15 protein-coding genes and 1 pseudogene are annotated in these 20,719 nt (G+C 48.0%); 8 read left to right on the top strand and 8 right to left on the bottom strand.

Annotated features, from left to right (window positions below):
• Nucleotides 1-47 precede the first annotated feature (47 nt).
• Nucleotides 48-803 carry an intradiol ring-cleavage dioxygenase gene (locus H6F91_RS00915; RefSeq protein WP_242035569.1) on the bottom strand — a complete coding sequence of 252 codons (756 nt, stop codon included), beginning with the start codon at nt 801-803 and terminating at the stop codon, nt 48-50.
• A gap of 603 nt (nt 804-1,406) precedes the next feature.
• On the opposite strand from H6F91_RS00915, the gene H6F91_RS00910 reads away from it, so the two are divergent.
• The 5 genes from H6F91_RS00910 to xylB all read left to right on the top strand — a co-directional run bounded on the left by H6F91_RS00910 (nt 1,407) and on the right by xylB (nt 6,829).
• Nucleotides 1,407-2,456 (top strand): substrate-binding domain-containing protein, encoded by a 1,050-nt coding sequence (locus H6F91_RS00910; RefSeq protein ID WP_199307565.1) that lies wholly within the window; start codon nt 1,407-1,409, stop codon nt 2,454-2,456.
• 64 nt (nt 2,457-2,520) lie between these two features.
• Nucleotides 2,521-3,480 (top strand): ABC transporter permease, encoded by a 960-nt coding sequence (locus H6F91_RS00905; protein ID WP_190789183.1) that lies wholly within the window; start codon nt 2,521-2,523, stop codon nt 3,478-3,480.
• Nucleotides 3,477-4,355 carry an ATP-binding cassette domain-containing protein gene (locus H6F91_RS00900; protein ID WP_190774367.1) on the top strand — a complete coding sequence of 293 codons (879 nt, stop codon included), beginning with the start codon at nt 3,477-3,479 and terminating at the stop codon, nt 4,353-4,355. Before H6F91_RS00905 ends, H6F91_RS00900 begins: the two co-directional genes overlap by 4 nt.
• A gap of 2 nt (nt 4,356-4,357) precedes the next feature.
• Nucleotides 4,358-5,239 (top strand): sugar phosphate isomerase/epimerase, encoded by an 882-nt coding sequence (locus H6F91_RS00895; RefSeq protein ID WP_190774366.1) that lies wholly within the window; start codon nt 4,358-4,360, stop codon nt 5,237-5,239.
• Nucleotides 5,240-5,374: 135 nt separating this feature from the next.
• Nucleotides 5,375-6,829, top strand: a complete 1,455-nt coding sequence (gene xylB / locus H6F91_RS00890) for a xylulokinase (protein ID WP_190774365.1) — start codon at nt 5,375-5,377, stop codon at nt 6,827-6,829.
• 120 nt (nt 6,830-6,949) lie between these two features.
• Here xylB and H6F91_RS00885 read toward each other — a convergent pair whose 3' ends face one another.
• Nucleotides 6,950-8,455: an aspartate aminotransferase family protein gene (locus tag H6F91_RS00885; protein ID WP_190774364.1), complete on the bottom strand. Its 1,506-nt coding sequence runs from the start codon at nt 8,453-8,455 to the stop codon at nt 6,950-6,952.
• Nucleotides 8,456-8,695: 240 nt separating this feature from the next.
• On the opposite strand from H6F91_RS00885, the gene H6F91_RS00880 reads away from it, so the two are divergent.
• Both H6F91_RS00880 and H6F91_RS00875 read left to right on the top strand, forming a co-directional pair.
• Nucleotides 8,696-10,105 carry a hypothetical protein gene (locus tag H6F91_RS00880; RefSeq protein ID WP_190774363.1) on the top strand — a complete coding sequence of 470 codons (1,410 nt, stop codon included), beginning with the start codon at nt 8,696-8,698 and terminating at the stop codon, nt 10,103-10,105.
• 90 nt (nt 10,106-10,195) lie between these two features.
• Complete coding sequence (locus H6F91_RS00875; RefSeq protein WP_190774362.1) at nt 10,196-11,041, top strand: SDR family oxidoreductase; 846 nt, start codon at nt 10,196-10,198, stop codon at nt 11,039-11,041.
• Between the two features lie 72 nt (nt 11,042-11,113).
• Here H6F91_RS00875 and H6F91_RS00870 read toward each other — a convergent pair whose 3' ends face one another.
• Nucleotides 11,114-12,754 (bottom strand): alpha-amylase family protein, encoded by a 1,641-nt coding sequence (locus tag H6F91_RS00870; protein ID WP_190774361.1) that lies wholly within the window; start codon nt 12,752-12,754, stop codon nt 11,114-11,116.
• A gap of 261 nt (nt 12,755-13,015) precedes the next feature.
• On the opposite strand from H6F91_RS00870, the gene H6F91_RS00865 reads away from it, so the two are divergent.
• Nucleotides 13,016-14,038, top strand: coding sequence for a class I SAM-dependent methyltransferase (locus tag H6F91_RS00865; protein ID WP_190774360.1), 1,023 nt, complete (start codon nt 13,016-13,018; stop codon nt 14,036-14,038).
• A gap of 192 nt (nt 14,039-14,230) precedes the next feature.
• On the opposite strand, the gene H6F91_RS00860 is transcribed toward H6F91_RS00865, so the two are convergent.
• The 5 genes and pseudogenes from H6F91_RS00860 to H6F91_RS27735 all read right to left on the bottom strand — a co-directional run.
• A complete protein-coding gene (locus H6F91_RS00860) occupies nt 14,231-15,361 on the bottom strand; it encodes a TPM domain-containing protein (RefSeq protein WP_190789182.1) in 1,131 nt (376 codons plus the stop codon).
• 303 nt (nt 15,362-15,664) lie between these two features.
• Complete coding sequence (locus H6F91_RS00855; RefSeq protein ID WP_190774358.1) at nt 15,665-16,360, bottom strand: hypothetical protein; 696 nt, start codon at nt 16,358-16,360, stop codon at nt 15,665-15,667.
• Nucleotides 16,361-16,406: 46 nt separating this feature from the next.
• A complete protein-coding gene (locus H6F91_RS00850) occupies nt 16,407-17,855 on the bottom strand; it encodes a hypothetical protein (protein WP_190774357.1) in 1,449 nt (482 codons plus the stop codon).
• 129 nt (nt 17,856-17,984) lie between these two features.
• Complete coding sequence (locus tag H6F91_RS00845; RefSeq protein WP_190774356.1) at nt 17,985-19,721, bottom strand: hypothetical protein; 1,737 nt, start codon at nt 19,719-19,721, stop codon at nt 17,985-17,987.
• Nucleotides 19,722-20,413: 692 nt separating this feature from the next.
• Nucleotides 20,414-20,664 (bottom strand): annotated as a pseudogene (locus H6F91_RS27735) (hydrogenase accessory protein HypB); the annotation flags it as partial.
• Nucleotides 20,665-20,719: the final 55 nt, after the last annotated feature.

The following is a 20,719-nucleotide window of genomic DNA, read 5'->3' as shown; positions in this document are numbered from 1 at the left end:
CCTGATTAGAGTAAAGCGATCGCCGACATTCGCCTCCTGACATAAGCCTACCCAAGGCCAATGGTGAAGTGCCCAATGTAGCCTTCTGCGGCTTGAGCCAATTGAAGTGTGAGTTGATCACCACCATTCCGAAAAATTCCATCCTGGCTATTCAGGGTACGCTGGCTGTCATTACGATAAGGCGGTTGCTCGTAGATTCGATTGGTCAGGGTGTCGTCGAAATAAAGCTGAGACGTGAACTCGTAGCCCTGTTGAGACGCAGAATTTGTACGAATTTTGAAGTGAATGTGCACCGCTCTACCAGAGTACCAACCTGGATAAATAGTCATAAATCGGGCCATTCCACTGGCATCAGTTACTTGGTAACCACGTAAAAACTTCTTGCCAGTTGTATTGAATCGGCCTTCACTGACATCAGAGTAAACGCCTTCAGCATCGCAATGCCAAATATCCACAATGGCGTTACTCAAAGGCGTACAAGTACCAGTACTCACTTGAGAAACCTGAAAAACTAACTGCAAGGGCACGCCGGTTTTTACTGATCCATCGGATGGATCAGAGCGGATGTCAGAGCGGTTCAACCTCTCATCCACAAAATATGGCCCTTCTGTTTGTTCAGGTCTGATTACACAGCTGGGAGTTACACCGACTTGCATTGATGACTTTGTTGATGCGGATGAGGCTGGCTGTTCACGAAAACATCCCATGAGAGAAACGGCTGCCGTTCCTCCCAGGAAGCCTAATACTTCCCGACGCTTAACCATCGAAGCAATGGTGCGATGTTTCCCTAAATATTTTTTCATTGTGTTCCTGCAATAAGGTAATGACGTTTTCGACTTGATGGTTTTGCTGCTTGAATTTCCGGAGCGAGCTACTTATTCAATATTTAAATCTTAGGTGGGGTAGAAGATTTGTTACATGAGTCCATCTTCCTAATCTAATCAGGACTAGAGTCTTGATTGCACCATGACTAAAGTCATGCTTTGTTTTCCTAAGGATCATGCACTTCACAATGTCCATAAGAAGGCTGTATTCTCATCATCGAGCTGAAGCTGAAGAGTATTAATTTGTAATATTTAAAGAACCTCAAAAAGAGACCTGTATGGTATGCCACGTACTATTCACTATAATTTTGCATCAACACTTCAAAAGTTAATATTAATGAAAGAACTGAGCTATTCAATCAGCTCATCCTCTAGATAGACGCATAGCTTTATTCAACCTTAGAAGATAAGAAAATAAAATTCCCAGGATAAACGCGCTACATTAATCAGTGAATATGGACTATATGTAGTTCCATTACGGCATTGCATTTAGAAGATATTCAGGATTTAGATCCAAAGTTTCAGGTTAATTATGAAGATGCGTTTGCCCTAAGGGAAAGTCTCATTATAGGAGGCACAAAAGTGGGCAACCAACGACGCGGCTGGGGAAGTGCTTCGGTTCTCCTGGTCGCTATGATGGCGATCGCAGGCTGTACGTCACCTCAAAGCAACACCAGCAATAACGAGAGCGGTGCTCAAAACCAAAGTAACGCGCAACCTGTAGCTGCGGTGATTAAAGGTTTGGATAATCCCTTCTTCCAAACTATGCAGCAGGGCATTGAAGACCAGGCGAAAACGGGCAGTACAAGTGTTACCGTACAGGCAGCCAACAGCCTGAACGATACAACAGGGCAAGCCGATAAGGTGCAAGCGTTAGCGGGCCAAGATTACGGCTGTTTTATCATTAATCCGATTACGCAAACGAATTTAGTGCAGCCTCTCGTTCAGGTTGCGAATACGGGCAAGCCTATTGTCAATATTGATAGCCCGATTGGAACAGAGGCCGCTCAGGCCGCGAATCTAAAAGTTTCAACTTATATTGGCACGGATAACGTGAGTGCCGGTAGGTTGGCCGCTGAAGAAATGGCTCGGCTGCTACCTAACGGTGGTGATGTTGCGATGATTGGAGGGGTTGCAGGAGATGCCACCAGTCAGGCTCGGCTGGAAGGCTTCCAGCAGGGCATCCCCGATAACATTCGCATTGTGCAAACCGTTTCTGCAGATTGGGAGCGGCAGAAAGCATTGACGACTGCCGGAGATATTCTCCGAGCACGTCCAGATTTGAAGGGGTTCTTTGTTGCCAATGATGACATGGGTTTGGGAGTAGTACGAGCCCTCGCCGATGTTGGCAAACAATCGCAGGTGAAGGTCATTAGTGTAGACGGGCTTCAGGATGCTATTAAGGCGGTGCAGGAGGGAACGCTGTCTGCCACCGTTGCCCAGTATCCCTATGCGATTGGTGCTATGGGTATGGAGGCTTGTCAGGCGGCGATGGCCGGTAAAAACCTGCCAGGTAGTGTGACGGCTCCCGTTGCTGTGGTGAACTCAAGCAACGCAGACAAAGCTCTGGAGAGTTTCCCCAAACCGTTCTCTGACTATGACGATCCCCTGGCCGATCTCCTAGCGCAGTAGAACGTAGAACGGGGAGTGGCGATCGCCCATTAACCCTATTTCCTTACACTGTAGAAGGTACGCTATGACACAGGCCGATACATCTCCAACTCTGGGGCGGCTGCGGGATCCTAGCTTCTGGGCCGATTGGACAGCAGCCGTTGCCCTGGTGCTGCTCATTATCATTTTTGGAATTACTTCCCCCGTATTCCTGACTCTCGGTAATCTACAGGCGCTCCTGCTGGCGGCAGCCATTCTTATGGTGCTGACCATTGGGCAGACCTATGTCATTCTGACCGGGGGTATCGATTTGTCCGTCGCCTCCATTTTGACGTTGGGCAGTGTGGTGCTCGGACAGGCCTACAGTCGGGGATGGGGGATGGCCGCGGCCTGTGTACTGGCGATCGCCACAGGTGCCCTCGTCGGCCTGATCAATGGATGGGTGATCGCCAAAGGCAAAATTACCGATTTCATTGTGACCCTGGGCTCCCTGAGTGCCGCAGCGGGTGCAGCCCTGGTGCTATCCGATGGCAAGCCAGTACAGATTGCCAGCCCTTTCTTGTTGAGGCTTGCCACAGGAAGATTGGGGCCGATTGGTTACTTTGTGATTTTGGCGGCGATCGCGGCCATCATCGCCCACATTGTGCTGTTCTACACTCGCTTTGGCACTCACCTGCTAGCAACAGGAGGAGATGCGGAGGCAGCACGGGCGATGGGCATTGGTACCGATCGGGTCAAAATCACAGCCTATGTCATTTCCGGATGTCTGGCCGGGATTGCCAGCATTTTGCTGACGGCTCGTGTTGGTGCAGCGGAGCCTGCTTCGAACACCAGTTTTCTGCTCAACTCGGTGGCAGCTGTTGTGCTGGGCGGCGTTAGTTTATTTGGCGGACGGGGAACCATTGCTGGTCCTGTGGTCGGTGCATTGCTGCTGACAGCACTCGTCAACGGCTTGACGTTACTGTCTGTCTCACAATTCTACCAACCCCTAGCGGTCGGTATTGTGGTTGTTCTGGCCGCCCTGCTTATGAGGTATCAGCAATGAGTTTAGATGAGCCTACCCATGGATCAGACAACGGTGTGAACCGTTACAATCCCATTCAACAACCTTTCAGCAATAATGATACGTCTTCATCAACAATAGCTAGCTCGACAGTAACAGTACCTGATCGCTCTAATGTACTCCTATACGTTGATCAGGTTAGTAAATGGTTTGGTAATGTTCATGCACTAACCGATATTACCATTTGGGCTTATAGCGGCGAGATTACGGCGATCGTGGGTGACAATGGTGCCGGAAAATCCACATTAATCAAATGTATTTCAGGCGTTCATACACCAACGGCTGGGCAGATTACTCTGGATGGCAAACCGGTTCATTTTGCATCTCCAGAAGATGCACGACGGACGGGTATCGAAACGGTTTATCAAACCCTTGCCCTTTGTAATGATTTGACCATCTGGCAAAATCTGTTTCTCAACCGTGAGTTAGTCAAACAGATTGGGCCTCTAAAGTTTCTTGATCAACGCACAATGCGACGACGTTCGGCTGATATGCTAAGTCGGCTTGAGGTCAACATTCCCAGCATTAACGCCAGAGTACGGCGCTTATCGGGTGGTCAACGACAGGCCGTTGCCATTTCCCGGGCTGCTGGGTGGGGGTCGCGCCTCGTGATTATGGATGAACCCACCGCCGCACTCGGTGTGCGCGAAACCGCTCGGGTTGAAGAACTTATTCTGCGGCTTCGGGATGATGGTTTAGCGGTCTTGCTGATCAGCCATAACTTTGATCAGGTGATGCGCCTCTCAGACCAGGTCTGGGTGATGCGCAGTGGTCGTCTGGTGGGAGGACGGCGCACCCACGATACCAGCGGTAAGGAATTGGTTTCGATGATTACAGGAGCCCAACAGGAGGCATAAACATGAATCAGATTGGTGTCCACGCGCTGGTGTGGGTGGGGGGATGGAGCGAGGAGGAGTGTCGGCAAGCTATCGAAAATAGTAAGACTGCCGGGTTTGATCTGATTGAAATTCCAGTGCTCGACCCTGCCACGATTGATATTGATATGACTCGACAGGTCCTTCAATCGGTTGGGCTAAAAGCGGGTTGTTCTCTGGGTCTGAGCTTTGAAACAGACATATCGAGCGCAGATCCAGCCGTTGTTGCGGGGGGCGATCGCCTCCTCCACGAAGCCCTGGATGTTGCCCGGGGCATTGGTGCCGAGTATCTTGGGGGCGTTATTTACAGTGCCCTGGGTAAGTACTCCCACATGCCTACACCCGAGGGGCGCGCGAACTGCGTTAACGTGTTACGCGACCTGGCCAGAGAAGCGGCTCAGGATGGTATCACCCTGGGTTTAGAAACTGTGAATCGCTACGAAAGTAACCTCCTCAACACTGCCGCACAAACCCTTGAATTGATTGAGGACATCAACGAGGACAACGTAGTGGTACACCTCGACACCTACCACATGAATATCGAAGAGGCGAACTTTCGCATTCCGGTAATGGCCTGCGGCGATCGCCTGGGCTATGTTCACATAGGAGAGAGCCACCGGGGGTACCTCGGCACGGGCACTGTTGACTTTGCAGACTTATTTAACGCATTAGCGACCATTAACTACCAGGGCACGATTACTTTTGAAAGCTTCTCCTCTGCTGTCGTTGCTCCGAACCTCTCCACAACCCTCGCCATCTGGCGTAACCTCTGGAGTGATGGCATGGATCTCGCTCGCCACGCACGCCAGTTCATCGACGAGGGGTTACAAAAATCGTCGCGATCGCTTGCAGAAGCTAACCCATAAGTGAGTGATGCAATCAGACACCCGGTGTTTTTAGAAACACCGGGTGTCTGGCATCCAATTACATCCAATTACTTCAATGGATGCTTAATCACGCCCACATCCAGCCTTCAACCACCCACTCCATTTAGAATTACCATGCTTCTGGGAATTGATTTAGGCACAGGTTCCGTTAAAGCACTGTTATTAAATCCAGATGGGACTGTACTGGCCGAAGCTTCCCACACCTATCCTGTCCAATCTCCCAAACCCGGTTGGGCAGAGACCGATCCAGAAGCCTGGTGGTCAGCAGTGGCGATCGCCATCCACCAAGTTATAGCCAAATCCTCTCATCCTGTTGAAGCGATCGGGCTCTCAGGCCAAATGCATGGGGCCGTTCTAGCGGATAAAGAAGGCTACGCCCTGCGCCCTGCCATCCTCTGGGCCGATATGCGCTCAAGCGAGGTACTGGATGTTTACCGGCAACTTCCCACCGATTTGCTGACTCGCCTTTCCAACCCTATTACAGCAGGCATGGCCGGACCAACCCTTCTGTGGTTGCGGCAAGCAGAACCGGATACCTATGCCGCTACTCGTTGGGTTCTCCAACCCAAGGACTGGCTACGACTCCAGTTGACCGGGGAAGTCACCGCAGAACCCTCTGATGCTTCTGGAACGCTATTGTACGATGTGCAGGCGGATCGGTGGGCCTTGGAGGTCATGGAAGCTCTGCAGTTACGCACAGACTGGCTTCCTCCCCTCATTCCCTCGAACCGCATTGCCGGGCATCTAACCCCTCAAGCCGCCCAGCATTTAGGGTTAAAGGCAGGAATTCCCGTCATTGCAGGAGCCGCCGATACTGCCGCTGCCATTCTAGGAAGTAACTTGCTTGAGCCTGGCTCTGTGCAACTCACGGTTGGGACAGGAGCCCAAATCATTACACCATTAGCGCAACCCGATGCGGATAGCTCCTTAAGAACCCACCTCTACCGCGCCGCGCTACCTCAACAGTGGTATCGCTTAGCCGCAATTCAAAATGCTGGGCTCGCCCTGGAATGGGTACGAGGAATTCTGGGCTTCAGCTGGCCAGAAGTCTATAGTGAAGCGAACTTGGTCCCTCCGGGCTGCGAAGGACTAACATTTCTACCCTATCTAACCGGCGAACGCACTCCTCATCTAGACCCCCATGCAAAAGGAAGTTGGACCGGATTGGGGCTACATCACACGCGATCGCACCTCATGTGGGCAGCTCTAGAAGGGGTTGCCTTTGCTATTAAACAGGGCCTGGAGGCGATCGCACCTGCCGATGCCCCTATCCCACACCTTCGTCTTGCGGGGGGCGGCACCCTCGAACCGGCCTGGAGGCAATTGTTAGCAACAGTACTGCAAATCCCCCTGTATAGCATTACAGTACCGGCCGCGTCAGCACGAGGAGCCGCTATTCTAGCAGGTTTAGGGATTGGAATTTATGGGGATGAACAGGCAATTCCCCCATTAAGCGTGCCGAGCACTTCAACCGTTCCAGAACCGTTTACCCCTGAATTAGAAGCGGCGTGGATACGGTTTCAGACACTTTATCCGGCTCTGCGCGAATGGCGATCGCAGCTTCTCTAAAATAGCCGTGGTCACACTAAGGAGATTTCCAACAATGAAATTACCCCCCGGATGTTGGTGCTTGGCACGCTTCGCGTGCCAAGCACCAACATCCGGGGTAAATTTTTATGCAGGAACCTCCTAAGCTAACTGCGTCTCCAAATTTTGCCCCAGTTGCCGAATCCGAATGAGAAGCTCCTGAACATGGGTAAACTGTGTCAGTGGGTTGAGCAATGTAAACTTCAAATAATTCACGGCACCAATTTTAGTTTGGGCAATTACAGCCTCGCCATTATGAAGAAGAAATAGGCGGATTTGGCTGTTAATTTGATTGGCCCAATCAACCGAATCTGTATTTACTGGAGTATTAGCAGGACAATAACGAAAGACAACAGCGTTAATGGTAGGCTCAGCAGCCAATTCTAAGAAATCATTCATTGCAATTTCTTTAGCGCCGTAGCTAGCCAGATCAATGGTGTAATCAATCATTGCAGCAAATGTTTGTCGTCCCAATACTTGCAAGCACATAAACAACTTCAGGGCATCAAAGCGACGAGTGGTTTGAATTGATTTAGCGACTAAGTCAGGAATACCTAACTCCTCGTTAGTTTCAGGATTGAGATAATCAGCATGAAGTTTAAGTAGATTAAAGTAATGACGATTTTTGAGGAGGAAAGCACCGCAACTAATCGGTTGATAAAATAATTTATGGAAATCAACGGTGATAGAATCCGCGGCTTCAATACCGGCTAGCTTAGAACGATGGCGATCGCTGAGTACAAGCGCACCGCCAAAAGCCGCATCTACATGCAGCCAAATCCCATACGATTGAGCACAGTTCACCAGCTCAGCGATTGGATCAATGCTGCCAAAATCAGTGGTACCAGCGGTGGCGACCAGAGCGATTGGTAAAAGATTCTGTTCCTGTAATTCCTTGAGCTTGCGTCTCACCTCACTCACTTGTATCTGATAGTTCGCATCGGTTGCCACCAGAACGACGGCTTGCTGCCCCAAACCCAATAGAGCTGCCGCCTGACGAATTGTAAAATGTGACACGTCAGAGCAAAGAATTCGAAATCGGCTGGCTTCAGCCGGTAATCCTTGTTGTTGAATTGACCAGTTACAATGCTGCTGAGCATAGGCATCACGGGCAAGCAATAACCCCATGAAATTGGATTGAGTGCCACCACTGGTGAATGTTCCATCCGCCGAAGCACCATAGCCAAACTGCTGGCAAAGCCAGTTCACAACCTGCTGTTCTACCAGAGTTGCAGCGGGACTTTGATCCCAGGAATCCATCGATTGATTTGTGGCACTAATCACCACCTCAGCCGCCAAAGCAGCAATTAAGGGCTGGCAGTGCAAATGTGCAATACAGGTGGGATGAGAAACATCGATCGAATTTTGGAGAACCGTATCACCAACTTGTTGCAAAACCTTAGCTAAATCATCTCCTCTTTCTGGACAGAGATTGATAGCCGCCAGTACCGTATCAATTTGTTCAGGGCGAAGTCCACTATAAGCTTTGTCTTGTCTATGAAGTGTTGCAATGAGCGTAGAAGAAGCATCGGCGATCGCAGCCTGATAAGCCACAATACTCGGCTGCGAATTTGTTAGGAACAAGGTTTCGAATTGAGAAGTATCCATAGGGCGTTTCTTAGAAACATCTAGAAGCCTCCATTCGCCGCTGTGAAGCAGTGACAAACGGGGTAGTACAGGATATGCGCTAACTTAGCTCTCTTTATACTGACTCTAATCTCCGTCTTAAGAGGGATAAGGAGCTGAAATTTAATTCTTTTTTCTCAGCAGTGTGGAAGTAGGAAGCATCGTTACCATTCACTACAGTGAAGACTGAGAGCCTTGTTAACTTTCTTTACTGATCCAAACATGGTTAAGTTTAAGCCTAATTTTGAGCGCCGCTATCCTCGCTTAGAGCGAGTTATTGCGATTATTGCCCTGATTAATTTAATATTCGTTTTTTTCGATCTGACCTACTTAAGTTTGCGCCCAGTTTATCGACAGTATATACCTGAGCTCACTCAGGCTTATGACCCTGTAAAAGGCATCGAACTCTCTCCCGAAACGGAGTATTATCAAGCCCAAGTTGACACTTTAGCGGCACAGCTTAGCCAGGACGAAGTGCGAACCCCTCAGATTGAAAGTTCACTAGAAGAACTGCGAACCCTGAGCCAGAACTTGTTAACCGAACAGATATTTGTTGCACCCCATGGCAACTATGCTCTGGCGACCATTCAACAAACTATCCGGGAAAGAACAAACCAATCGTCGGCTAGCCATGCATTTAACCAATTCTGGAGCGCGGCTTACTTAGAGCAGCAGGGATGGCAGCAGGAAATTACTTTTTGGAATACTCAGGTACGCCCATTCTTCCAGACGAACTACTTTCGTCGAGTCAACCAATGGGGCGCAACGGTTAACTACTTCTGGTTACTGGATCTCCCATTTGTTTTGATTTTCGCTGTAGACATCGTGATGCGAATTCTCGCGATGCATCGACGTGATTTAAATTTAACCTGGTTGGATGTTGCCTTACGCCGATGGTATGACGTATTTTTGCTCCTACCATTTTGGCGCTGGTTGCGGCTTATTCCAGTAGCCTTGCGGCTTTATCAGTCAGACCTGCTCGATCTGGAACCCGTGAGGGCTGAAGCTCAGCGAGACATCATCGTAACGGTAGGTGCAGATTTAGCGGGAATTGTGGGAATCGAAATCATCGATCAGATGGAAGATTCCATCCGTCAGGGTGAGTTACTGGGTTGGTTGTCAACAGTTGCTCCACAATCCGAATCAGATTCCTCTGATGCAGTCGTTGCACAAGACGATGTAGCGGCGATCGCCAATCACCTCTATGACGTCAGTGTGCAGCACATCCTACCCCGTATTCAACCTGACCTGGAAGACCTGATCCAACACAGCGTCACTAAAACACTGGGGCAGATGCCAGGATACCCACAATTACACCATGTTCCAGGATTAGGGCAAGTTTCAGCCCAGATAGTACAGCAACTCTCTACGTCGATAATACAGAGCCTCTATCGTACGGTTACAGGTACGTTGTTTGATGCAGAAGGGAAAGAAATTACCGATCGGTTGCAACGCAATTTACGAGAGGCCATTGTCGAAGAATTTAACCAACACAATACCCCTGGGGAAATCCAATCTAGATTGTTGGACGTACTTGAAAAATTCAAATTCAAGTATATAAAGGCTTTAACTGAAGCAGGTGGAGAAAAGTTGGCAGAACGTGCAGAATTATTGCACAGACAAATTAGTTAAATACCTTTTTCACAAAAGATTTCAGCAGACTGATGGAGCGGTGCAGCACTCTTCCATCAAGTTTATATTCAAATTTAGAAGGAATGACAAATGACCCAAACGGTTTTGATTACAGGTGCCTCTCAGGGTATTGGGAAAGCCACGGCTCTTAAGTTTGCTCAGAAAGGATATAACGTGGTTCTGGCAGCCCGTCAGCCCGACCGACTGGAAGCCGTTGCAAAGGAAATTTGGGCTTTGGGCCAAGAAGCTTTAGCCATTCCAACAGATGTGCAGGATTGGGAACAGGTCAGTTCTCTGGTAGAGAAGGCGATCGCCCATTTTGGGCAGGTGGATGTTCTGATCAATAACGCTGGCATTTACTACATGGGGCCTGTAGATCAAGCGTCTCTAGAGGATTGGCAACACATTATTCAAACCAATCTGTGGGGCTACATTCACACAACCCATGCGCTCCTGCCACACTTTCTGAGCCGGCAGGCAGGCACCATCGTTAACGTGTGTTCGATTGGGGGATTAGACGCGATTCCTTACCAGGTGCCCTATACCACCAGCAAATTTGCAGCCACCGGGCTTACCAAATCCCTCCAGACCGAGTTAAAGCCGAAAGGCATTCATGTCTGTGGCATTTATCCCAGCTTTATTCGTACCCGGTTAATGGAGCGCGGGCGTTTTCGTGGCTATAGTCCAGAAACAGCAGAGGCACGACACGATCTAGTCAATGCAGCCTTCCACAGTGCTTTGCTAGAAGTACCTGAGGATGTGGCCACCGCAATCTGGAACAGCGTCACCTACCAGCAATCGGATGTGATCGTAGGTAGTGCGAAACTCTGGACAACAGCCTACCACCTGCTTCCAGGACTAATGAAACCTATGATCCGACGTATTTTTGGAATGGGGGAACATCGCGATCGCGGCACCTATAGCACCGAGCCATAAATCAGGGGCAGACGCATCTGTCCTTAGTCGTTTTCTCAGGTGCTGCATACTCGAGAAGGTCCTAGGTTTTAATTACAAGTGCTGCTCACCCAATCGAAACCAATAGTGTCCGTAACCCTCCAGTTGCATAGTGTGGGTGGCATCATCGAACACCTCATACTGTAAGCCACCCAGTAAATCAATTAATTTGCCGTCCTCAGCTTTTAGGGTTAGCGTCACCTTGCAAGCCTCCTTTGATAGGTTATGGATGGCAAGCACCGTTCCTCCAAGCCACTCGCAGCGATGGGTTAATACACTGGGATGATGGGTTTCTACCAAACTCCAGGTACCCCAGCCAAACTCTGGGCATTCTTTTCTGATGCGGATGGCTCGTTCCATCCAATTGAGCAACGAACCCGGGTCCCGGCGCTGGTCAATCACATTCACCTGCTGGTAGCCATATGTATCATCCGAAATAACAGGACGAAACAGTTTGTCAGCGGGTGCAGTTGAGAACCCTGCGTTGGCCTCATTCGACCACTGCATGGGTGGACGAATTGAGTTGCGTTCTGGCTGGGAGAGGTCGTCACCTAAGCCAATTTCTTCACCATAAAACAGTACCGGAGTTCCAGGTAGCGTAAACATCAAACTATAAGCCAGCCGGAGTCGTCGCGGATCATTCGCAACTAAGGGCGGAAAACGACGACGAATGCCGCGATCGAAGATCCAGACCTGTTCTTTATCCTGGTTAAATCCAGTTAGAATTTCATCTTGTTCGGCCCTGGTAAGTTTATCGAGAGAAAGTTCATCGTGGTTGCGAATGAAGTGCGCCCATTGAGCGATCGCCGGAATTTCAGGTGGCGCTTTCAAGCCTCGGATAATGGGTTCGGCTTGTTCCTTCGCTAAGGCAAGAATGATATGCTGATTCGCCATGAAATGGAACAGCATTTGCATCTTATCTCCATCACCGAAGTAAGGTGAGATATGCTCCATTGATACATTTGCCTCTGCCAACAGAATGGCATCACCACAGCGCCAGGACAAGAAGTTCCGCATCTCTTCTAGATAGGCATAGGGATCGGCTCCCTTTGCCTCATCCTCAACACCTTTTAACTCAATTAAAAATGGAGCTGCATCAATCCGAAAGCCTGATACTCCTAATTGCAACCAGAAACCCATGACCTTACTAATTTCTTCTCGTACAGCTGGGCTGGTGATATTCAGATCTGCCTGGTGTTCATAGAAGCGATGGAAATAGTATTCACCTGCTTGCTCGTTATACGTCCAGGTTGTTTCCTGGATACCCGGAAAAATAACTCCTTCCGCTGCATCATCTGGCTTTTCTTTTGACCAGACGTAGAAATCACGATATTTAGACTGTTTATCGCTACAGGCAGATTGGAACCAGGGATGCTCAATTGAGGTGTGGTTGACGACCAGATCAATAATGACCCGAATACCGCGTTCGCTCGCCAAACGGGTAAATTCTACAAAATCACCCAGCGTTCCAAGACGTGGGTCAACGTTGTAGAAGTCCATTACATCATAACCATTGTCACGATTAGGGGTGGGATAAAAAGGCATGAGCCAAATGCAGGTAATGCCTAAACCTGAAATGTAGTTCAATCGTTGTCTCAAGCCTTCAAAATCCCCAATTCCATCGCCATTGCCATCCATGTAGGTCTCCACATCCAGGCAGTAGATAATTGCGTTCTTATACCAAAGATCCAGCATGAGGAAGACCTAACTAAAAAAGGAATAAAATAGGCAGGCTTTTCCCATTGAAAGCCATGAATAGAAATACCAGAAAATACCAATCAATTTCATCTCTCTAAAGATTGTTGCCATATCATAATGTGACGAAAATGAAATTGGCAGGAAACAACAACTAAACTTGTTTATACCCTCTCAACTTGCAGCTTCACATTCATTCGGCATTCGTTTAGTTGTGATTGTTGGACAGTCTATTTCTGATTCATCAATAGGTTGTTTCCCATGGGTAATTTAGAACGGGTTTCACGTTTTACCTCCGACCTGGCCACTCGTGGTTTGCTCTACGCGATCGCCCAAGATAGGATTCATTCACCCATTCCTCTTGATCCAAAAGAGAATTGGGCATTCTGGGCACAACCCCAACCCTCTCTAATGAAATGGTTCGCAAGGGCTTACCCACCTTCACCCATTCGTAAAGCTTTTCTCGACTCCATGCTTGAGCAAGACCATGCGAGTGGCATTGAATCACATTATGATGTCTCAAATGATTTTTATGCCCTGTTTTTGGATAACCAGTATCGCTTCTACAGTGCTGCTGACTTTCTCCATGAGCAAGACACATTAGAAGATGCACAGCATAATAAAGCGATGTATTTGCGATCGCTACTTCGTTTACAGGGTAATGAAAAGATTTTAGATTTAGGGTGTGGCTGGGGCGCAATGTTAAAACTATTGCGAGATCAAGGACACAGCGGTGAACTAACCGGCTTTACACTCTCTAAAGAACAACTGGCTTATGTTCAAGAACTGGGATTCAATGTATCCTTGACAAACTTTATTACAACTCCCTTTGAGCATAAACCTTTTGATCGCATTCTATCCATTGGAGCATTAGAACATGTTCGCCCAGATGAGGTTGAGATTATCCATCAGAAAATTTATGCTGCATTAGCACCAGGAGGATTAGCTGTTCATCAGTTCTTTTCACTGGAATATGAACCTTACCCAGCTTCAATGGTCATGATTCAGTTATTTTTTCCGGGCTCTCTTCTGGTGATGCATCCTGTGCACATTGAGGCCGCAAAGCAAGCGGGCTTCCATATTACCCATGATTCAATTCATGACTACAAACCCACGCTACGAGCTTGGTATGACCGATTAGTTGCCCATCGAGAGCAAGCATTAAACCTGGTTGGCCTGGAAACTTACAATCGCTACATGACATTTTTCCCCATCTCCTGGCTATTCTTCGAACAGAATGAAGCAAAGTTACATCGAGTTGTGATGGAAAAATCGGTAGCCTGAACACCCAAGTCCATCTTGCAGCAGCCCCCTTAATAATTTGACGAGAAGCGTTAGGAATTAAGGATGTCGCTGCACTAATAGCCTTAGTAGATCGCCAATATGCTTCAAAACCCAGAGGGAATTCCCTCTGGGTTTTGAAGCATATTGGATTGTACTTTGCACGTCACAATGCTCGTTTGTGATCTACTGAGCCTACCAACTGCCCGATGCACCGCCACCGGATGAAGAACCACCGCCACCCGATGAAGAACCACCACTGGATGAGGAGTTATCAGTCAGACGAGGGATAGAGCGATAGTATGTCCGATCGTAAGAGCAGTGGCGACAATGCTCGTCGATGCGGCTTTCCCCCTGACAGCTGCGGGTAGGCTGGCGGGTAGTTGTGGTTCGCACCTCCAGAGCTTTAGTGGCACAACTGGGGCACCGACTGTATTCGGAGAAGAAATTGGAATAGGGAAGAATCTGGTGATAGCTGCAGCTGGGGCACTGCCAGGCGTCATAGTCTACGGAGCTAAGAGATTCTTCTTTTCGTTGACTCTCATTCAGAAATTGATCATCCGCCTGTTCGTCGAGCCGCACCATTTGAGTTTTGCAACTGGGGCACTGCCGCTTACGATGCCGTCGCCAACTGGCAAATACGGGTACTCCCACAATCAGGCCTGTTAATCCGACGCCGATGGCAATAGTCCCCTCAGAAGCCCCCTCATCAGTAGCTTGAAGTGGGTCTCCACCACCAGGATTTTCCACAGCGGGTAGGGCTGAAGCGGAGGGGTTAAATCTGCTCACAATGGCATTGACCCCAGCCACCGTTCCCTGGCTAATACGCCCTTCTCGGAATTGGGGTACGATGTAGTCGCTGATAATCGCTTGAGCAACTGCGTCGTAATTTGAAGAGTAGCCGCTACCTAGCTCAATGCGCAACTTGCGATCGGCCGCAGCCACCAGTAGCAAAATGCCATCATCACGGTTGCGATCGCCAATTCCCCAGGTATTGAACAGATTAGTCGCGAAGGATTCGATGGTGCGATCGCCCGTCTGATAATCCTGCACAGAATTAACGGTGAGCACTACCACCTGAATTCCGGTCTGCTGCTTGAATTGTTGCAACGTATTGCGAATCGTGGTAGCGTCACTTGCTGTTACCACATGTCCATAATCGTTAAGCTGAGGGTCTAGAAACGGTGGATACCCTGTCTGCGCCTGTGCTTTTGCCCCATAGGGAAGAAGCAGAAAAATTACAGTCGCAAGAGAGATTAACCAGTACCGATAACGACGCAGCCAGTCCATGAGATCAGGACGAAACAGCGAAGCAGCAGCTTGCATGTTGGAGTCTCCAGCAGAGCGTATAGTTCTTGCCATCAAGCTCATCCGTTAGATGAGGTCCACGGTGTTATCGACGGCGATACCTTGATATCAGCTAGAATACCCAGCCAAAGGACTAAATCCTCTTATCTAGCATTTTCACTGTAGCTTCACCAGGTTTAGCTAAAATTCCTGCAATATACCGTTTGCTATTTTGTTAAGACAAAAGGAGTGGGGCGGCACGTTGTGCCGCCCCACTCCTTTTGGCCTGACGCTATGTTGGGTGAGATGTTTTGCATCCTACCCAACATATTCAAATTTGATTTACCAGGGTTCTACCGGAACGGGGTCATCTTCGGGCGTAATAACCACTTCATCCAAGATGACGGTTGGGTAGTAAACAACATCCCATTGGTAGCCGTAGCGATCGCCAAACTCTGCAATATGAGCCGCATTGGTAAACATCGTCTGATTGGCATCATTGCGAGGAATAACACCCGGATTTCCCGTTTCATTCATACGGCAATTTGCGGCAACGGCGTTCCAATCCTGATTTAAGCAGGCAGCCCGAAGACGAGGCCATGAACTGGGGAATCCTGCACCCATAGCCCATGCCATGCTCAAAACCCCAAGTTGGGCATCCGCAGGCCAATAATCGAAGTCCAGAAATGTGCGCTTCAGGTAGGCTTCATTTGCCAGAAGCTTGTCGTTAACAAGAGAGCGAATCGCATCATCGCTCAGGCGCAGGCGAGTCAGCTTTCGAAACGCATTGGCTCCTTTCCTGGCCAAATCGGTTCTGGATTTTACCAGTTGCCATTCTGCGATGATCTCGTCCTGGGTTGCATAACTGCCCGGTTGCTCATCATATTCAAACGGCAGGTTCAATGCGGCTGACATTGGATCAATTAAATTGCCAACCCCGATGGTGACTAGAGATTTGATGTCGAGATACATCCAATGCAAGACACCTTCTAGCGGAGCATTGAAGTCGTAGAAAATATCTAAAACACTCTGATGCATAGCAAATTTCTCCAAAGAATAACGTGTTTTGACATAACGTGACTGTTTAACGAGGATCGGGATCGGAAAGGGGCGGCAGGAATGGCATAATTTGGCAAACCCAACCAATCACCTGGATGCCGCTGCAAGTTAAGGTTTTAGCTGTTTTGTCGATGGTGCGATCGACTAACACAAATGGCCCGAAGGATACAGCTTTCTCAACCGATTCGCTCTCAGAGTTATCCCAACCTGAAATCTGTAAATCTTTAATAGCAATAAAGGCGATTGGTACGGCAGGTAAAATCCCTTCATTGTTGGCTGTACCCGTTGAAAATCCACCCGCTTCAAACCCCGGAACATACCATCCCTTTGCTGATAAGAAGGCATTGGATAACCAGGGACGATCGACGTTCACTAAACAGTACTTAAATGACAAACTCAGCTGCTTCGATTCAACGGATTGGGTTGATGTTGTAGTCAACAAAACTGATAGTGCTGACGATTGTAAACTGACGTTCACGACTTCATGGGTAGGTGCTGGGGCTGGTTCTGCAATTTGCGCGCGAATCTGCTCCAGAATAATGGGTGAAATGGAATTCTTGCTGATGGCACTACCTTCAAGAACATCCGCTTTGATGGCTAAATCTTGCTTAGGTCTGCTTAATGACTGAAATGCTGTCTTAGATAAAACTGCTTTCGATAGCGTAACCTCGGATAGGGCGGCGTTGCGGAGATTAGGGGAGAGCGATCGCGCCATGAAAGATGCCGCTTTATTCGCTTTCAGTTCCAGATTTAGAACTGAAGGTTTTATATGAGATTTGACAGTCTTAAAGGACTGTGGAAGAGTAGTGCGGATATCCTCCTGCTTTAAGATCTGAGACGTTGAAATCCGATCAATAAAGTAGGGCTTTTCAAGGATGGGAGAGAGGTCATCTGGTAAAACCTGCCACTTCCACTTTAGAACAGTAGGATTCAGCTGCAGCTTAGGAGAGGGTTGCTTTCCTGGAATTGAAGAATGTTCTTTCTTCTCTTCCATTTGAGTGCTATAGGCCGTCCAATTTCCTTCAGCGCTGGCATCATACCAATCGCTTGGCATGGCATAGGAAGGGCGATACTGTAGAGGTTTCTGGTAATATCCAACAGTGGGTTCAAATTTCCGCACTGCTTTAGATTTTAGTGTGTTAAACAGTGTGACTTCACCATTGTCCTCAGTTCCAGGTGTGGCCCCTTCTAACAAAATGCCATACATTTCATCAACATCTTTGATAGTGCGTCGAAATACGTTAGCATCAATCTCAGGAATGCTATTGATAAGATCCGAAAGCTGTTCAACTGCAAGCTTGTCGAAGTATGTTGCATCGGTTGACCGAAGCTTGAACATATTAGGCGTGATACGTGTTCCAATGGGCTCGAATGCAAGAAATGTTTCATCAATCGCTGAGCTGTTTATTTGCTGATACAGGCTCAGAAAATAATTAAATACATTTCCCATCAAATTTTCAATGCTTCCATCCATTTCTACGTCAATCCTTACAGGGGTAGTGTGAGCCTTGTTGAAAATCTTCAAAAGAATATTGGTTTTAAGTCAGGCTTCTCGGGCAGACAGGCACGAGAAGCCAATGCTTAAAACCGTTCCGAGGCGGTATTACTTATCCTTCTCAGCGCCCTCACTCTTGAGTCCCGGATCATCTAATGGGGCACAAGCCGGTACAATCTCGCTGAGCCAACCGATAATTTGTGCGCCTTTAATTTCCAAGGTTTCTTTGTGAAAGCGCCAGCCATAGTCGCCCGTGTAGGTGTTGTTGGTATAGCCACTGCCGTCACTTTGGGCATCGCTGCTGGAGTGGGATGCATGGCCTCCGAAGGAGATGAATCCCAGGGAGAAACCGCCACCGCCACTGATGTAGTCACTGCTGCTAGAATCCTCACTGCGGAAATGGCTATGCAGGGTGGAAAGCGTTGATCCATCATTACCCCAGCTTTCAGAACGGATCTTGACATTCCGAATTACCAGGAATTGCCGGGGAATCATAGGAAGCAACGGTTCAGCTTTTTCCACTTGATTGGTAATGCTTCCATCACTAACGGCATTCTTGGGATTGTTCACCAAGTACCAGTTCCGCATGTAGAACAGGTCTCCCAGTAACCAGGGACGATGAATGGTGCACAGACCGTACTCCAACTCAACTTCAAGATCCTTCGCGTCGTTGTGAAATTGGAATCCTGATTCTGAAGAGGACGAGAATGTTGCTTCACTATTGGATGAGGAACTACCACCCGAGCCACCTACGAAGACAAAGCCAATACCCACGGTTCCTCCACCACCTGTGGATGATGAGTGGCTTTCCCAATGGCGTTGAAAGTTGCTGCTGTTGCTACTGTGAGTATGGCTATGAAGCTCAGACATTTTAATGGTGAGTTTTTGCCAACCTTCATCGTCGTTGTCGGGATCGCACCACCCTGATGGTTCGATGTAGGAATAGGGGATCGGGGTTGCAACACCCGCAAGTCCCAGGTTCCAGGCATCATAAATCTTACGAGCTTTGGCAATCATGCGGGCCTGCATGCTGACACCCACCGAGGCGATCGTGTCTAAAGCCCGTTCAATACGCTCGGCTCCCATGGTTTTGAGAGTATCCCAAGCTTCATCCACTTTACGTTGATAATAGACTGAATCTTGAGGCCAGGTTTCTGCTTTTTGAGGATCGGCCAGGGCTTTAGCCTGGGCATCGGAGTAGTCTTTTTTGGCAAGGGCATACTCTTCAGCGTTTTTGATGTAGGTCTTATACAACCTGCTCTTACCAATTAAGATGTAGTATCCATCTTCTCCTCTAACAGGCTTACCATCATCATCTTTTTCTAATTCATACAGAACTTTCTGAGCATCCTCAATCTGCTTTTGCACATTGGCAGGAAGTGCTGGCGCAGGTAGAGGTTGCATTCCATTGATAATGTTTTCGTAAGCAAAGCTAATCTTACGCTCACTGGGGTATTGTAGGTAGACATCATCCTTGGTGACCATGATCATGCTGTCTACCAATTGCGATGTTTTGAAGGCTGCTTCGATCGCCCGTCGAAACTTGGGGTCAGGCCCTGTACTGGCTGTACTTGCAGCAGGAGCCGTAGCAGGTGCACCAACCACAGCACCTGCGGTAACAGGTTGCGTCTGCTTATTAACGGTATCCTGGAGGGTTGCACCTCCCATGGGAGACCAGGGTTTTAGATAATCATTTGGATCGACCATGCGACCTAATACGAGTTGGGAATAGACAAAGCCTGTGGTTAAGGCTTTTCCATCGCTCCGGATTGGACGAATAGATTTCACCCTATCAACCAGACGTTCGAACAAACTTAGAACCAGATCTCCGGGCTCTCCAGACATGGATATTCTCCTAACATAATGATGGATAAAGATTCAATATCTAAAAAAGAATATCGAATCCATGAAAGAATTACGACTCGTTACATTAAAAATCTTTCTCAAACTTATAAATTGAGAAGACTTTAATATGAGTTGAGAACGTAATTAATTAGCTTTATTTAGCTATATGTGTATGGTAGGAAGCAGAATAAGTAATTGAGATTACCCAACAGGGTACTTTATTATAAATATTTTATTTAAGAATAAGAAATGAATTAAGCTATTAAGCTAAATGCCTAAATCTAAAATATTTATGTGATTGCAAAAGACTATTGTGATTAACGTCTAGTGTAAAAAAACAGCAGCTTATTTTGCCGTTACTTAGTAACAGCAAAATAAGCTGCTGTTTTTCCTTTATAGGTGTAAGAGCTGAGCAGCTAATTGACGTTGGTTGGTGGAATACTGCGTTTTGGAAGATTCATTCAACAGCCCTAATATTTTGTCTGGAGGCTCTACTGCTTAGCCAGTTAGAAGCTTCGCGATCGCCCCATCCGCCTAGCCAAAAAGATGAGATTTAGAATGTTGTACAGGTGCTCTGGAGTATCTCTACTACTAGGATTGCAATCGTCAGGATATTTTATATGCACAAAACTGCAATATTTGTGCATGTCCGTTGCTCATTGTGTATGAGGTAGTTTAATTTGTCTCAGAAGCTAAGGGCTATAGCGATCGAGTAACCACTGGTACCCGCTATCGAGGTCATCACCAGCGATCGCGGATACCTGAAAATCTCAATGTCAGGATTCACCTGACGGGCATAATCCAGGCATCGCGCCACATCAAAAGGCACGTAGGACAGGAGATTTGTTTTGGGCAGAATCATCACATTACTAGCTCGGAACATGTGTGAATAGTTGATGGATTTGTCTTCCCCTTCCATAACCGACACGATGGCAACTTTTGCATGCATCGCGAAAGAGTAAGCCTTAGCTTGCTGTTCAGGAGTAGCTTTTTCTAAA

Source organism: Leptolyngbya sp. FACHB-8 (assembly GCF_014695575.1).
GTDB lineage: Bacteria > Cyanobacteriota > Cyanobacteriia > Elainellales > Elainellaceae > Vacuolonema.
This window is presented reverse-complemented; position numbering and strand designations above follow the sequence as displayed.

Excerpts from the sequence above, each read along its gene's own strand:
- H6F91_RS00915 (WP_242035569.1), bottom strand. The coding sequence starts at position 803 with ATGAAAAAATATTTAGGGAAACATCGCACCATTGCTTCGATGGTTAAG.
- H6F91_RS00905 (WP_190789183.1), top strand. The coding sequence starts at position 2,521 with ATGACACAGGCCGATACATCTCCAACTCTGGGGCGGCTGCGGGATCCT.
- H6F91_RS00900 (WP_190774367.1), top strand. The coding sequence starts at position 3,477 with ATGAGTTTAGATGAGCCTACCCATGGATCAGACAACGGTGTGAACCGT.
- H6F91_RS00895 (WP_190774366.1), top strand. The coding sequence starts at position 4,358 with ATGAATCAGATTGGTGTCCACGCGCTGGTGTGGGTGGGGGGATGGAGC.
- xylB (WP_190774365.1), top strand. The coding sequence starts at position 5,375 with ATGCTTCTGGGAATTGATTTAGGCACAGGTTCCGTTAAAGCACTGTTA.
- H6F91_RS00885 (WP_190774364.1), bottom strand. The coding sequence starts at position 8,455 with ATGGATACTTCTCAATTCGAAACCTTGTTCCTAACAAATTCGCAGCCG.
- H6F91_RS00880 (WP_190774363.1), top strand. The coding sequence starts at position 8,696 with ATGGTTAAGTTTAAGCCTAATTTTGAGCGCCGCTATCCTCGCTTAGAG.
- H6F91_RS00875 (WP_190774362.1), top strand. The coding sequence starts at position 10,196 with ATGACCCAAACGGTTTTGATTACAGGTGCCTCTCAGGGTATTGGGAAA.
- H6F91_RS00870 (WP_190774361.1), bottom strand. The coding sequence starts at position 12,754 with ATGCTGGATCTTTGGTATAAGAACGCAATTATCTACTGCCTGGATGTG.
- H6F91_RS00865 (WP_190774360.1), top strand. The coding sequence starts at position 13,016 with ATGGGTAATTTAGAACGGGTTTCACGTTTTACCTCCGACCTGGCCACT.
- H6F91_RS00860 (WP_190789182.1), bottom strand. The coding sequence starts at position 15,361 with ATGCAAGCTGCTGCTTCGCTGTTTCGTCCTGATCTCATGGACTGGCTG.
- H6F91_RS00855 (WP_190774358.1), bottom strand. The coding sequence starts at position 16,360 with ATGCATCAGAGTGTTTTAGATATTTTCTACGACTTCAATGCTCCGCTA.
- H6F91_RS00850 (WP_190774357.1), bottom strand. The coding sequence starts at position 17,855 with ATGGATGGAAGCATTGAAAATTTGATGGGAAATGTATTTAATTATTTT.
- H6F91_RS00845 (WP_190774356.1), bottom strand. The coding sequence starts at position 19,721 with ATGTCTGGAGAGCCCGGAGATCTGGTTCTAAGTTTGTTCGAACGTCTG.